Origin of the sequence: Pontibacter burrus, from assembly GCF_010686685.1 — a bacterium.
GTDB lineage: Bacteria > Bacteroidota > Bacteroidia > Cytophagales > Hymenobacteraceae > Pontibacter > Pontibacter burrus.
The window spans coordinates 76,938-90,984 of the sequence record NZ_JAAGWD010000002.1; the positions used below are offsets into that span (position 1 = coordinate 76,938).

General features: G+C 46.5%; 12 protein-coding genes. 10 read left to right on the plus strand and 2 right to left on the minus strand.

All coding sequences use genetic code 11. The features are described from left to right. Nucleotides 1–238 precede the first annotated feature (238 nt). From GXP69_RS05020 to GXP69_RS05030, 3 genes are all read left to right on the plus strand, one after another. Complete coding sequence (locus GXP69_RS05020; protein ID WP_163913089.1) at nucleotides 239–1,621, plus strand: sigma-54-dependent transcriptional regulator; 1,383 nt, start codon at nucleotides 239–241, stop codon at nucleotides 1,619–1,621. Further along, on the plus strand, nucleotides 1,611–2,972 hold the full coding sequence (locus GXP69_RS05025; protein ID WP_235925567.1) for a sensor histidine kinase: 1,362 nt from the start codon (nucleotides 1,611–1,613) through the stop codon (nucleotides 2,970–2,972). Before GXP69_RS05020 ends, GXP69_RS05025 begins: the two co-directional genes overlap by 11 nt. A 101-nt stretch (nucleotides 2,973–3,073) precedes the next feature. Next, nucleotides 3,074–4,378, plus strand: coding sequence for a MutS-related protein (locus GXP69_RS05030; protein ID WP_163913091.1), 1,305 nt, complete (start codon nucleotides 3,074–3,076; stop codon nucleotides 4,376–4,378). A 62-nt stretch (nucleotides 4,379–4,440) separates the two neighbouring features. On the opposite strand, the gene trxA is transcribed toward GXP69_RS05030, so the two are convergent. Further along, nucleotides 4,441–4,749: a thioredoxin gene (gene trxA / locus GXP69_RS05035; protein WP_163913093.1), complete on the minus strand. Its 309-nt coding sequence runs from the start codon at nucleotides 4,747–4,749 to the stop codon at nucleotides 4,441–4,443. A 248-nt stretch (nucleotides 4,750–4,997) separates the two neighbouring features. Here trxA and GXP69_RS05040 point away from each other — a divergent pair, with 248 nt between their 5' ends. The 7 genes from GXP69_RS05040 (at nucleotide 4,998) to GXP69_RS05070 (ending at nucleotide 12,642) form a co-directional block, all read left to right on the plus strand. After that, nucleotides 4,998–5,507, plus strand: coding sequence for a CsgE family curli-type amyloid fiber assembly protein (locus tag GXP69_RS05040; RefSeq protein ID WP_163913095.1), 510 nt, complete (start codon nucleotides 4,998–5,000; stop codon nucleotides 5,505–5,507). A 39-nt stretch (nucleotides 5,508–5,546) separates the two neighbouring features. Continuing rightward, on the plus strand, nucleotides 5,547–5,969 hold the full coding sequence (locus GXP69_RS05045) for a curli production assembly/transport component CsgF (protein WP_163913097.1): 423 nt from the start codon (nucleotides 5,547–5,549) through the stop codon (nucleotides 5,967–5,969). A 69-nt stretch (nucleotides 5,970–6,038) separates the two neighbouring features. Next, complete coding sequence (locus tag GXP69_RS05050; RefSeq protein ID WP_163913099.1) at nucleotides 6,039–7,445, plus strand: CsgG/HfaB family protein; 1,407 nt, start codon at nucleotides 6,039–6,041, stop codon at nucleotides 7,443–7,445. Nucleotides 7,446–8,562: 1,117 nt separating this feature from the next. Continuing rightward, nucleotides 8,563–9,756 carry a hypothetical protein gene (locus tag GXP69_RS05055; protein WP_163913101.1) on the plus strand — a complete coding sequence of 398 codons (1,194 nt, stop codon included), beginning with the start codon at nucleotides 8,563–8,565 and terminating at the stop codon, nucleotides 9,754–9,756. An 87-nt stretch (nucleotides 9,757–9,843) separates the two neighbouring features. Next, nucleotides 9,844–10,428 carry a hypothetical protein gene (locus tag GXP69_RS05060; RefSeq protein ID WP_163913103.1) on the plus strand — a complete coding sequence of 195 codons (585 nt, stop codon included), beginning with the start codon at nucleotides 9,844–9,846 and terminating at the stop codon, nucleotides 10,426–10,428. A 29-nt stretch (nucleotides 10,429–10,457) separates the two neighbouring features. Further along, a complete protein-coding gene (gene csgH / locus GXP69_RS05065; RefSeq protein ID WP_163913105.1) occupies nucleotides 10,458–10,835 on the plus strand; it encodes a curli-like amyloid fiber formation chaperone CsgH in 378 nt (125 codons plus the stop codon). 292 nt (nucleotides 10,836–11,127) lie between these two features. After that, nucleotides 11,128–12,642: a carboxypeptidase regulatory-like domain-containing protein gene (locus tag GXP69_RS05070; RefSeq protein WP_163913107.1), complete on the plus strand. Its 1,515-nt coding sequence runs from the start codon at nucleotides 11,128–11,130 to the stop codon at nucleotides 12,640–12,642. An 86-nt stretch (nucleotides 12,643–12,728) separates the two neighbouring features. On the opposite strand, the gene GXP69_RS05075 is transcribed toward GXP69_RS05070, so the two are convergent. Beyond that, on the minus strand, nucleotides 12,729–13,976 hold the full coding sequence (locus tag GXP69_RS05075; protein ID WP_163913109.1) for an MFS transporter: 1,248 nt from the start codon (nucleotides 13,974–13,976) through the stop codon (nucleotides 12,729–12,731). Between the last annotated feature and the right edge of the window lie 71 nt (nucleotides 13,977–14,047).

Genomic DNA, 14,047 nt, shown 5'->3' on the forward strand with positions numbered 1-14,047 from the left:
CCATAATTATTAATGCATTGATTATTAGTATTTTACGGTTGAATTTAGCGCTAAATGATGCTTAGGGTGTCCGCAAACGTACACTTCACTGTCTGCAACCGGACACTCGATGCGGGAGCGCATGGGGAAACTACAGAAACTTAGAGCGGAACACTGTTGCGACATAGCAAATAGATTGGGTAATTGCACAAAAAACACTTACATTAGTATTTACAAGAGCACCTTTTATACTATAAACATGAGTAAAACTGCCTGCCAGATTCTGATTGTAGACGATGAAGATGACATACTTACAGCCGGCAGGCTCCTGCTGAAACAGCATTTTACATCGGTTATAACCACCTCAGATCCTTACCAGATACCAGCTATACTTACTGAGCAGCCTATAGATGTAGTGTTGCTGGATATGAACTATAGCGCCGGCGCTACCAGCAGCAAAGAAGGGTTTTACTGGCTGAAACAGGTAAAGCAAACCAACCCCAACGTAACTGTAATCCTGATGACAGCTTACGGTGACATAGAACTTGCTGTAAGGGCGCTGAAAGAAGGAGCATCGGATTTTGTACTGAAACCCTGGAAAAACGACAAGCTGGTAGCTATTTTAAAGTCAGCTTGCCAGCAGCGGCAACAAGGTGCGTCTCCAACTATAGGGCAGACAAATCAAGGAAATACTTTTCATTACGGGGAGTTTATTGGCGTTTCGCCGGCTATGCAGCGGGTGTATCAGACAATAGAAAAAGTTGGGGCTACAGATGCCAATGTGCTTATCCTGGGAGAGAATGGAACAGGTAAAGAAGTGGCAGCACGGGCCTTGCACCAACGCTCGCACAGAGCTGGAAATGCCTTCGAGAAAGTTGATCTGGGAGCCGTAAGCGAGACACTTTTTGAAAGCGAACTTTTCGGGCATGCGAAAGGTGCCTTTACAGATGCTAAGGAAGAGCGTATAGGCCGTATGGAAGCTGCTAATGGAGGCACCCTTTTCCTGGATGAGATTGGAAATCTGTCGCTGGCATTGCAGGCCAAATTGCTTACGGTGCTGCAGAGCCGGCAGGTGGTACGTTTAGGAACCAACAAGCCACGCCCTATCGATATCCGGCTCATCTGTGCTACCAACATGCCACTATACGACATGGTACGGCAAGGTACATTCCGGCAGGACCTGCTTTACAGGATAAATACAGTAGAAATAAAATTGCCGCCCCTGCGCGAGCGCAAAGAAGATGTAAGATTGCTGGCAAACCATTTTCTTAAAGCTTATAGCCAGAAATACAACCGCCCGGATCTGGGGATGAATCCTCAGACAATGCACCGGTTAACAGAATATCATTGGCCGGGCAACGTGCGCGAGCTGGATCATGCCATGGAACGTGCCGTCATACTTTGCGATGGCAACGAGCTGCATGCCGATGACTTTTACCTGGCACCTAATCAGAGTACTGCTAACTATAGAGAGGAGGCAGCCCCGGTTCCTACAGAGGGCGACTATACCCTGGAAGCGCTGGAAAAGATGATGGTGCAGAAGGTGCTTATAAAACATGCTGGCAACATAACACACGCCGCCAAAGAACTTGGTATAACCCGAACTGCACTCTACCGCCGAATCGAGAAACATGGGCTATAGTTACTTCCGGGGCCGGTTGCTGCTACAGGTTGCCCTGGCCATGCTGAGTATGCTGGCACTGGTTGTAGTGCTGTTCCGCACTGACTGGTATGTGACCGCATTTTGCATTGCGGCATTGCTGGCCCTGCAACTATATGGGCTGGTTTATTTTGTAGAACGCACTAACCGCGACATCACCAGCTTTCTTGAGTCTATCCGCCATTCTGATTTTACGCAGCGTTTCCCGGCGCATGCCCACAATTCTACTTTTGGTCATCTGTACAAATCCTTTAACGAAATATCGGATGCGTTTCTGAAGATTAAAGCTGAGAAACAGGCGCATTACCTGTACCTGCAGGCTATAGTTGAACACATCGGCATTGGTATCCTGTCTTTTGATGATGATGGAAATGTGATCTTGGAAAATCACGTAGCCAAGCAATTACTGCATGTGCCCTACCTTACCAACATCCGGTCGCTTGAGCGGGTAAGCGAACAACTCGTGGAAGTGTTGCAAACTATAGGTAACAATGAAAAAGCACTCGTAACCCTGCAGCATCACCACGAACAATTGTTGCTCTCGGTTCATGCCACAGCGCTGGTGTCGCAGGGGAAGAACATCAAAATTGTGAGCCTGCATAACATACAGGCCGAGCTGGAAGAGCAGGAAGTACAGACCTGGCAGAAAATGATACGCGTTCTTACGCATGAGATCATGAACTCGGTAACGCCGGTTATCTCCCTGACCTCTACCGTAACGGCTATTCTGGAAGAAGAGATTACAGCCCGACAGGATGGAGAACCAATTAGCGAAGAAGCCCTGGAAGACATACAGGTTGGCCTGAAAACGATTGAGCGGCGTGCTACCGGCATGCTACACTTTGTAAAGAATTACCGCCGCCTAATGCGCCTGCCGCTGCCCGAACTACAGCCGGTAAGTGTGGCAGATTTGCTGCGCGAAGTGCACACCCTACTGAAATCTGATTTCGACAGGGAAGGAGTGGAGCTGGCAACCTACATACCCAAACCCGACATAACCTTAGAAGCAGACCCCGAACAGATGGAGCAGGTACTTATCAACCTGCTTAAAAATGCGATGGAAGCCTGCCGTTTCACCGAAAATCCACGCGTGGAAGTGATAGGCGGGAACGACGAGCAGTACAAGTATAAAGTCCGGATAGAGGTGCGCGACAATGGGCCTGGCATTCCCGATGATGTGCTGGACAGGCTGTTTATTCCCTTTTACACAACTAAAAAACAGGGCTCCGGCATTGGCCTGAGTTTATCCAAGCAGATTATGCGGCAACATGGCGGTAGTATCCGGGTAAACAGCAAACCTGGCGGACCAACTGTTTTTACGCTTCAGTTATAACTATAGGGAAGGGGCTATAGTTAGCGCTTTTCTGCCTACCGTCCCATAATATAGTATAACTTAACTTACCAATGCAACGACAGATTTTAGAACTATAGCTTATGATACAGGTACAGGATCTGAAACTGGAAGAGGATGTGCTTCCCTTTTTCAACTTCACGAACAATGTTTATGCGGAAGATAAGCTGTTGTACCTGCTACAAACTGTGCCCGCGTCAGAAATGGAAGTAACCGCACGCACAGGTATTATAAAAGGGATGATCAGCAACTGGGCTATAGTCGGGGAGCTTACTTACCGCAGGCTCGATCTGCTGGAAGTGTATGCCTTAACAGAAAACCTGGCGGGAACTGGCCTGGGTGCGCCGGAAAGCAAACTGAAAAGGTGGCTGCGGCTATGGTTTTATGAATCGGAGCGCAGCCAGGTGCAGGCAAAGCTGGTGCAGCTGATTCTACTACTGAACGGTTTGCAGCAACAGTACCTGAACCGCCTGAACAGTGCTTTTTATCCCGAGCCTTTTAAAACGGAGCTGACTAACGCCGTTGCTTTTCTGAATAAGCTTAACCTGGCATCGCGTACTAATCTTGTGCATGAGCATCGTTTCGGGATATCAGATATAGTTGATTTCTGGGATCAGCTTGCAACTATAGATTCGCAGGAAATGCGATCTTTCTGGAGCTTTTTATTCTCTTTTGAAGCGTACTGGTCAGTTGCCAAAGCTGTGCAGACACACGAATTTGCCTTTGCAACTTTTGAGGATGATACCTTTGCCATAACAGATTTTTACCACCCTATAGTTAAAAAGCCGGTAAAGAACTCTATCGCTTTAGATGACAGGCAAAATGTATTGCTGCTTACAGGGCCTAACATGTCGGGCAAATCTACTTTGCTTAAAGCGGTGAGTTTGTGTGTTTACCTTGCTAGAGTTGGTTTCCCGGTTCCGGCTGCTGCTTGTACGGTTCCTTTTTTCGGGGCAGTTGCAGTTGCTATAAACCTGAATGATAACCTGCGCGATGGTTACAGCCATTTTATGGCAGAAATAAATAACCTGAAAGCTGTGCTGCAGGCAACACAGAACGGAACCAGATGCTTTGCCGTGTTCGATGAAATTTTCAGGGGCACAAACGTAGACGATGCGCTCGAAATAACACAGGCAACTATAAACGGGCTGGCAACTATAGCAGGCTCCTATTTTCTGGTATCAACGCACTTGCTGCAACTGGAAGAGCAGCTAAACCCCGAAAACAGCGCCAGTATACAAAAGTGTTGTGTAGAATGCCATTTAGTGAACGGGCTGCCCACCTTTACCTATAAACTACACCAGGGCTGGTCGCAGCTTAAGATCGGTAAGATCCTGTTCGAGAAAGAAGGCTTAGCTGCATTACTGGAGAATAAAGTGCTGGCTTAAACTATAAAACAAAAGCTGACACATCACCTGCATCAGCTTTATTCAGTTATTCAAAATTTATATCAGCTTACATACTGGCTGATTACCTGCTTCAGTTGGTTACCTGGCAACGCACCAGACTGGCGCCATACCTGCTGGCCCTTATGGAAAAGAATAAAGGTAGGAACACCCTGCACCCGGTACTGTGATGCGGCAGCCTGGTTATTATCAACATTCACTTTTATCACCTTCAGCTTACCCGAAAACTCCGATGCTACCTGCTGTATGACCGGGTTCATGGTTTTGCAGGGGCCACACCAGTCGGCGTAAAAGTCTACCAATACCGGCATGCCCGGGCTGCTGATCAGTTCATTAAAAGATTTCTTGGCCATAGTTTATCAGGTTAATTGCATTTATAGTACGCAGTGCTACTACAAAAGTATAAGCCAAAAACGGCAGTTGCTACTCTTGTACCAGATGCTTTGTTTGTCCGTACTTAATAGGTATAGAAGGGTTATACTATAGTTTTTGATAAATATTATAACCTTTTAATATTTAATAGAAACTTTTAAAAGTAAATAAAGTATAATGACTATATAATGTTAAAATAATATTGTTTTAATGGGCCTGCTATAGTTCTATGTATTTGAAAACGGCTTTCTGTATCGTGTTACTGTTGTTGTTTACTGCGCTGGCAGGTAACAGCACTTTTGCACAGACCAAACAGAAAGGTACCCAGCCACCCAAAGAACAAACCACACAGGATACCATCAGCTACGAAGATAAAAAACAGCCCCTGGAGCGTTTTGTGAGATCCTCTGAACTGGAAGTAGATGGGTTGATAGTAGACGAAACCACCACCAAAGTTGGCCGCGATTTTTACGACATCTTTCACCGGCAGTGGGAAGCTCCGGCAGGTGCCCACAATTTCACCATCCTGATCGAAGAAAAACCTACCCGCAGCAATGGCGCTTATGTGGTGGTAAGTGTAAACGACGAACCTGTATTTGAATACAACCTGCAGCCCCGCTACGATGTGATCGAAGAAATGGCAAACTATACGGTGGCAATGGTTTACGAATACTTAGTTAATGATCAGCTGAACAAGCAGTTGGAAGCAGAGGGAAGGAAAGCACGTGAAGTTTTTTAAGACCTGTTAAGAACCAAAAACTATACAATACCTCACCCTATGAAGAAGCTTTTTTACACTTTTCTGTTTTTCGTGCTGGCCTATGCCGCAAATGTAACTACTGCATCAGCGCAGGATCTTGTGTACACTCCTAAAAACCCGGCCTTTGGCGGCGACACCTTTAACTACCAGTGGCTGCAGAACTCTGCCCAGTCTCAGGACAAGCTGAAAGACCCGACCGCAAACAGTTTGCTGGAACGCAATGCCCTGCAGGATTTTAAAGAGAGCCTGAACCGGCAGATCCTTAGCCAGTTGTCGCGGCAGTTTGTTGTGTCTCAGTTTGGCGAAGATGGATTGAAACCCGGCAGCTACTCTATTGGCGATTACCAGATTGAAGTAACCGAAGGCGGCAGTGGCATTAACATCCAGATCACAGACGTAAATACCGGAGACCGTACTACCGTAACAGTGCCCTATTATTAGAGGGTTCTTTCTTGCCTTTAGTCCGTACGCTACTATCTATCTAAAATCACGCATAAAGCACCCTTATCTATGCTGAAATATTTTACAGAAGGCAGTAAAGCCTTGTGGCTGGTCTTGTTTGTGTTTTTTCTGCCGGCCTGTTCCCCTTATTTTAACCAGCCTACCACAACATCGCGGGCTATGCTGGGCGTAGCTGCTCCCGGTAACGAAGACCTGGTAAACCTGCCGCCACCGCAGCAAAAAGTTGTAGCGGCTGTTTACAAGTTCCGCGACCAGACCGGCCAGTATAAGCCATCGGTAAACGGTGCCAACTGGTCTACGGCCGTAACACAGGGCACTACCACTATTCTTTTAAAGTCTTTGGAAGAGTCAGGTTGGTTTTCGCCAATAGAGCGCGAGAACCTGGGCAACCTGCTGAACGAGCGTAAAATTATCCGCTCTACCCGTGCCGAAGCAGAGGCCATGACAGGTAAGAAAGAACCGAATCTGCCAGGCCTGTTGTTTGCTGGTATTATACTGGAAGGCGGCATTATTTCTTACGATGCCAATGTGATAACTGGTGGAGCAGGGTTACGCTACTTTAGTGCAGGCGGCTCCAGCCAGTACCGCGAAGATAAGGTAACCGTTTACCTGCGTGCCATCTCTACCAGCACCGGCGAAATCCTGAAAACGGTTTATACTTCTAAAACTATCCTGTCGCAATCTGTTGATATTGGCGTGTTCCGCTATGTAAAGTTCAAGCGCCTGCTGGAGGCTGAAACCGGCTTTACCTACAACGAGCCTTCAGAAATGGCTGTGAAAGAAGCTATTGATAAAGCAGTACAGAGTCTGATTATAGAAGGCATACAGGCAGGCTACTGGAAACTTAAAAACAAAGAAGACTTTAGCTCAGAGGCAATTCAGGGTTATTTTAAAGAGAAAGATGAAATCCAGAATTCTGATATTCATGGGCAGCTTATGGCGAACCGCCGTGGCTTGATAGGTGCCAGCGTGGCTGGTGGCGTGATCTATTACAAAGGAGACTATAGCAAATCGGATTTTAAACCTGTTGGGGAAGCCGGTCTGCGGATAAGCACTCCCAATAACCTGGCTTTTGATCTACGCCTGGGCAGGGGAGAACTGGCTGCCACCGAAAACTTTGGTGTAACAGTAAACTATGCCGAAGCTAACCTGAACTACTTCTTCTTCCCGAAACTGCGCTATACTCCTTATCTGCAGCTTGGCGGAGGCGCGCTTACTACCGGGCGCAGCATCAGCGACTTCTTTAATAACTCTACTGCCGATGCTGTTACGCCTTTTGTAAAAGCAGGCTTAGGCATGGAATACCTTGTAACGCCGAGAATTGGCCTGGACGTAAGTGCTACCAGTACCTATATGCTCAACGACAGGCTGGACGGAGTAGAGCGCGGTCGCTTTAACGACTACTTCTGGACAGGTAAGGTTGGCTTGAATTTCTACTTCGGTTTATTTAAGTAATAACTATAGTTAAAACCCCGCTACCAACTAACCCTTTTAACCCCAATTACCCAGGAAGCCCGGCCCAACCGGGTTTTCTTGTTTCTACCAACTATAGTTGCACCACACTATAACATACCTCTCGTTATAGTTCGCAACAGCACAAGTCGTTTCTCAGGTAAAACCAAAGTCAGATTCAGTTTATAGTCCTAACTATAGCTGTAGAACTAAGTAGCCAGTTAGCATAGCGCAAAGTCATCCGGCAAGCAAGTTGCCCGATTTTAATACTCCTGCGTTACAAGCTTAGTCCGCTTAGGTGCATGTAACTATATTTTATAGTTGAGAATAGTAACCCCGTCACCATTGGAATTTTAGATTCTGACAACTGGTTCCACGGCCGGTGTATTCTGTTAAATCAAACTATAAGATTGGAGCTTTCTCGCTCAGACGAACTATAGTTTGCTAAGCTGGCCTGATTGGTTTCCAAATCTGATGTAGCAGTAAGGTATGAATCACTGATTTATGTCATCAAAGAAGCAAATGAAATGCCTCTTTCCCAGATCCAGCTCTTTCAGATAGCTGCTTATAGTTTCATCAGATCTAAACTCCCTTTCTAATCCATTTATACTCTCCTGCGCATCTGCATAGAGGATGCTATAATCTTCCTGTTAGGCTAAGATATTTGTTAAGTACTATTTATATGCAGCCTGAACTTGTTTTGCAATAGTTTTTGAAGGATTGTAAGAGAGTTTTCCGGCTGTCCTGCTTGAACTATCCGCAATCTTTAGAGCTTGTGTTGCCCGGTTGTAATGGTTATGTATAAATATGTATACTCATTTATAGGTATTTATAGTGTTTTTATTGTAAAAGTATAATTACTTAGAAAAGTAAAATCACCTCTTGGTTTTAAATAATATCAAGTGGATTTATAAATTTTCATAGTGATAATTACACTATAAAAAGTGGATTTAGGCTGTTTAAACAACGATTTAATGATTATAGTTATATGACCTAACAAAAAAGTTTAATTTTTTTATCTGAATATGCAACTATTTGTATTTATCCATGTATAAGGATAATATAAAAAATAATTTGAAAAATTTAATCATTGTTAAAACCCTAAACCATTAAAACCATTATGAAAAAATCATTTATTTACTCAGGAACTCTTGCTCTGCTTTTAGTTGGCAGCACAGCATTCGCGCAAAGCGGCCGTGGTAACACAGCAGTTACTACTCAAACTGGTTACAAGCAGGAAGCTAGAACCTTACAGATGGGCGGCAGAGCCAACGTAGCTGTTGTTGATCAGTCTGGTGCTAAAAACGAAGCATTAGTTGAGCAAATGGGTGGAAGAAGAAACGAAGCTACTGTTGTACAGGAAGACTACATGAACGATGCCCGTATCAGACAAGAGCGTGGCAGAGGCAACGAGGCTACAGTAGAGCAGGAAGGTCGTTATAACGATGCTTACATTCTGCAGGAAGGTGGCAGAGGTAACGAAGCCGAAGTTGAGCAGGAAGGTGCAGCCAACGAAGCGCTGATCTACCAGCTTGGTGGTGAAGACAACGATGCCCGTATCGACCAGGAAGATGCGCACAACGATGCTTCAATTGATCAGTTGTTTGGCGAAGACAACGATGCTGACATCGACCAGGAAGGCGATTACAACGACGCTTACATCCTGCAGCTTGGCGGCGAAGATAACGATGCTGACATCGATCAGGATGGTGACGACAACACTGCCTACATCTACCAGCTGGGTGGTGAAGACAATGATGCTGAAATTGAGCAGGACGGTGATGACAACATGGCTATCATTGTACAGCCTTACGGCGAAGATAACGATGCTGACATTGAGCAGGATGGCGATTATAACATGGCCGGAATTCTGCAGATGGGCGAAGATAACGATGCAGAGATCGATCAGGATGGCGACTATAACATTGCAGGTATAGCACAGCTTGGCGAAGACAACGAAGCAGAAATCGAGCAGGATGGTGATGGTAACATCGCACTGATTGGTCAGATGGGCGAAGACAACGACGCTACTATCGATCAGGATGGTGATGGCCACGTAGCTGCAGTGCTGCAGGTTGGCGAAGGCAACGAAGCCTCAATCGAGCAGGATGGCAGATCAAACAGCGCGCTTGTAGTACAGATGGGCCGCGGTAACGAAGCCAGCATCGAGCAGTGGGGTCGTAACGGCGAAGCCATGATCCTGCAGGAAGGTCATAGAAACGAAGCACACATCAACCAGGGTGGCTACCGTAACACAGCAGCCATCATGCAGTCTGGTGCACATCACAGAGCGGTGATCAACCAACTGTGGTAATATATTAAAAATCCACCCTGGCCGTATACAATATGGCCGGGGTGGATTTTTTTATTTTACAGTATGTGGTGTTAAACTATAAGCGCTATGAAAAAACTACTGATCATTATTTTTGTGCAGCTGCTGATTCAGGCTACGCTTTTTGCCCAGACCACCAACGAAGACCGCATCCTGATCGAAACGCTCGGTCCGGAAAGATTTTCGGAACTGGTAAGCCAGCGCTCGCTGCAATCCAAAGCGCTGATACACCAGGCAGGCAACTCACAAGAAGCTACTATAAACCAGGCTACAGGCAGTTCCAGACCTAATGTGGCAATTATCAGCCAGGTTGGAGCCATAAATCAGGCTACACTTACGCAACAGGGGCAGGGCAACAAAACTACTGTAGCGCAGCAGGGAACCAACAACACCTATAACGGCTTTATCAGTGGCTATAACAATACTACCGGCATCGTTCAGGATGGCTCAGGTAACAAAATCAATCAGGTGATAATAGGCTCGGACCTAGAGCACACCCTCGTGCAGCAAGGGCACAACAACACCATCAACCAGATCGAAAGTACGTTTAACTCCCGGTCTTACAAGGTGGTGCAGGAGGGCAACAACATGAACATTACCATTGAGCAAAGCAACTGGGGTGTTCCGGTAACCATAAGTGCTACCAAAAAATAAGATACCCAAACTTTAAGCCCTGTTTTACCATGAACTTATTACTCCTAATGTCATTTCTATCTATGTTACTGATCCATCAGCAGGAAACCGGAGTGCAGCAGGAAAAATACGATGCCCGCATCGAAACAACCATGCAGGATGGCAAACTGAAGATCAGCAACGTGTTCGAAAACAACAGCCCGGAAGAAGTGAGCTTTACATACAAGTTCCAGTGCAAGCGCAAAGGGCGTTCAGGCACATCGGTAAGTTCGCAATCCGGAAAGTTTACAGCGGCACCCGGGCAAACTGTTACCTTGTCACGCTCAGCAGTTTCTGTTTCGCCATCTGATAACTATAGTTTGACGCTGGATGTATTTGAAAACGGAAAACCTGTAGCTACGGCCAACTATAGCGCAGGGGAGGAGTAACTACAATAAGGCAGTAAGTACGACTACATAAGCCACCAACGCTCTTAAAAGGGGCGGGGGTGGCTTTGTTTTTTTATTGCCCCTCAACAACTATAGCATCTCTTCATCTCCTAACCCAGGCATTAAAATATTTTACTAAAAAGTATAACTAAGCCTATGAATATACGTATATAACTATATTTGAATCATATGGCAATTTTCGAAGTGTTGTTACGGGCTTCGCTGCTGCATTCCAGGTTAAGATTTTATTCCGATTACAAACTATAAACCCATACCTCCAAACCGCTAACCTATGTTTAAAACAACATCCACCCTTAAACTATTATTGTTGTTAGCTTTATTTATCGGGTTTGCATCGTGCAACGAAGATAATACCATTGAACCTACAGGAGAAGGCACTATAAACGGGATCGTATTAAATGCTGAAACCAGCCAGCCCATGGTAGGTGTAGCTGTAAGTACAAGCCCAGCTTCTTCTGCTGTTATTACCGACGACGAAGGCCGTTTCCGGCTGATGGAAATTGCAGGTGGTAATTACACGGTAACAGCCAAAAAAGCCGGCTTTAAGAATGAGAACATTTCGGTAGCTGTAAAAAACGAAAAGCAGACCGATGTGGTGATCACGATGACAGCTGATAACACTGCCGGTAGCGGTGTGCCTGGCTTGCCACGTAACCCTAACCCTGCTGAAAATGCTACAAACCAAGGCAATGTAGATACACTGAGATGGCAACGACCAACCTTTTCTAAAGTGGAAGATTCGGTGTTTACGTATGATGTGTACCTCTACGAATCCAGCTCAATTTACAAGCAGCTAATAAAGGAGAATACGCCTGATACTTTTGCCATTGTGAGCAACCTGAAATATAACACAACTTATTTCTGGCAGGTAATTGTGAAGAACAGCGCAGGCAAGACAACGAATGGCCCTGTCTGGAGCTTTGCTACACGGCCAATACCCGTAACCCGCTATGTATTTGCAGTCGAAGTAAATGGCAACTGGGATGTCTATGGCTCCGACGGAAACGACGGAACACGCATCCGCCTGACCGATTCCTTCAGCCGCGAATGGTGGCCGGTTATCAGCCCGAACCGCGATAAAATTGCCTATTCGTCTAACATGGGCATAGAACCGCACATTTACACCATGAACCGCGATGGCAGCGAAAAGCGGCAGCTCACAACCTTACCGATTGTGGGGTATCATAATCAGGGCATCGGGTTTGCATGGTCTCCGGATGGCGGGCAGGTGATATATGCCAACTATGACAACCTTTATCGCGTCGATCGAAACGGCACTGGCCTGCGCCTGATTGCCAAAGCACCAGCAGGCCGTCATTTCCGGATGCTGGACTGGACGGCAAGCGGAGATAAGATTGTAGCGCAAACTATAGGTTCCAACATCAACGATTCGGAGATCTACATCATGAACTCCGATGGCAGCAACATGACATTGTTGGTAGGAAACCTGCCAGGCCGTGTTGAGAGCCCATCGCTGTCAATAAACGGACAACAGTTACTTTATTCCAGAGATGTGGATGGTTTTGAGAATGCAGAAGGCCGCCAGCTCAACGCCCGTATCTTTTCGCGTAACATTGCTACCGGCGAAGAAGTGGACCTCTCTTCGGGTAAGCCGGCTGGTACCAACGACCTGTTCCCGCGCTTTTCGCCGGATGGTGCCAAAGTGATCTTCGTGAATGCTCCGAACGATAACCAGGGACCGAACACGATCTGGGTAATGGATGCCGCAGACGGCAATAACCGGCAGCAGCTTTTCAGCAACGCCACCATGCCAGACTGGAAGTAGTTATAGTTTTACTAGGTTTGATTATTAAGCTAAAAGCCACGCACACTGCGTGGCTTTTACATTTTATAGCCAGGCATAAACTATAGTTACCCAACTGCTTTCAGGTAGCGCACTACCCACACTGCAACTAAGGTCACCACGCAGGCCAGTAAACCATCCAGGTTAAAATGTTCCAGTTTTCCGCTTGCCGTTTCCTGTACAATCAACCCCGATACAAAAGCTGCCACACCCGCGCTCAATTGCTGTACTGATGAATTGATACTCATAAAACTGCCACGAAGCTTGGGCTCTACGCTGGATGTAATAAGCGCCATGGCCGGTACAAAGCGGGCACCAAATAGAATGAAAAAGATGGTAGTAACTATAAGCGCTATATAATGCTGCACCGGCGGCAGGTTTGTGATCAGCAGGATAGGCACCAGCGAGAAAACGGCTGATAAAATGAACACCCGGTGTTTGCCATGTTTGTCAGCCAGCCGCCCTGCCCACTGCGAAGTAAAGACCGTGGCAATGCCACCAAAAAGGTAAATGTAACTCAGCTCAGTTTCGCTGAAGCCTACATTGGCAACCATATACGGACTAATGAACGGCACTACCAGAAACCCCGACATTGTTAATGTTACCATCAATGCCATAGCCCATTGCAGGTTTCGCTTCTGAAGAATCTCTTTCAGCACCATAAACGGGTTTTGCGGGACAGCATTAGTAAGGTGCCCGCGCATGGTTGGCAGTAACCAGAAAGAGGCAATAAGAACCAGGAAGCTAAGGCCAGCCAGCAGGTAAAAAGGGGCATGCCAGCTGGTAACGCTGGCCAGGTACAAACCTACTGGTACGCCAGCTATAGATGCTACTGAGAAAGCAGCCATTACTTTGCCGGTTGCTGCGCCCCGCCTATGTTCAGGTATCGCATCGCCGATGACAGCAAGTATAAGTGCCCCCAGCACACCACCAAAAGCCCCTGCAACCACACGTGCAGCTAACAGCAAACTATAGGTGGGGGCCAGTGCGCAGGCCAGCGTTCCTATCGTAAAACCAAAGTATAAGCCCAGCATAGCATGTTTCCTGTCGAAGCGGTCGATGAACAGTGCACTCAGGAACCCTGCAACAGCAGCACTGAACGTGTATGCCGACACCAGGAACCCAAACTCACCGGGGGAAATATTGAAGACGCGCATCAGCTGTGGTCCAAGCGGCATCATGATCACGAAGTCCATCATGTGTGTGAACTGGATGGCTGCCAGTGTAAAAATCAGGAGACCTTCCCTGATTTCTTTTTTAGGCACCAGTTCACCTGTTGCAGCTGTATGTAAATGTGGGTTATTCTGCATTTTCATAGTTATAGTTGAGGCAAAGTGGCGGCAAATGTACAGCTATTTCATACGGATTTGGCTCCATACCAACCTTA

Excerpts from the sequence above, each read along its gene's own strand:
- GXP69_RS05020 (WP_163913089.1), top strand. The coding sequence starts at position 239 with ATGAGTAAAACTGCCTGCCAGATTCTGATTGTAGACGATGAAGATGAC.
- GXP69_RS05025 (WP_235925567.1), top strand. The coding sequence starts at position 1,611 with ATGGGCTATAGTTACTTCCGGGGCCGGTTGCTGCTACAGGTTGCCCTG.
- GXP69_RS05030 (WP_163913091.1), top strand. The coding sequence starts at position 3,074 with ATGATACAGGTACAGGATCTGAAACTGGAAGAGGATGTGCTTCCCTTT.
- trxA (WP_163913093.1), bottom strand. The coding sequence starts at position 4,749 with ATGGCCAAGAAATCTTTTAATGAACTGATCAGCAGCCCGGGCATGCCG.
- GXP69_RS05040 (WP_163913095.1), top strand. The coding sequence starts at position 4,998 with ATGTATTTGAAAACGGCTTTCTGTATCGTGTTACTGTTGTTGTTTACT.
- GXP69_RS05045 (WP_163913097.1), top strand. The coding sequence starts at position 5,547 with ATGAAGAAGCTTTTTTACACTTTTCTGTTTTTCGTGCTGGCCTATGCC.
- GXP69_RS05050 (WP_163913099.1), top strand. The coding sequence starts at position 6,039 with ATGCTGAAATATTTTACAGAAGGCAGTAAAGCCTTGTGGCTGGTCTTG.
- GXP69_RS05055 (WP_163913101.1), top strand. The coding sequence starts at position 8,563 with ATGAAAAAATCATTTATTTACTCAGGAACTCTTGCTCTGCTTTTAGTT.
- GXP69_RS05060 (WP_163913103.1), top strand. The coding sequence starts at position 9,844 with ATGAAAAAACTACTGATCATTATTTTTGTGCAGCTGCTGATTCAGGCT.
- csgH (WP_163913105.1), top strand. The coding sequence starts at position 10,458 with ATGAACTTATTACTCCTAATGTCATTTCTATCTATGTTACTGATCCAT.
- GXP69_RS05070 (WP_163913107.1), top strand. The coding sequence starts at position 11,128 with ATGTTTAAAACAACATCCACCCTTAAACTATTATTGTTGTTAGCTTTA.
- GXP69_RS05075 (WP_163913109.1), bottom strand. The coding sequence starts at position 13,976 with ATGAAAATGCAGAATAACCCACATTTACATACAGCTGCAACAGGTGAA.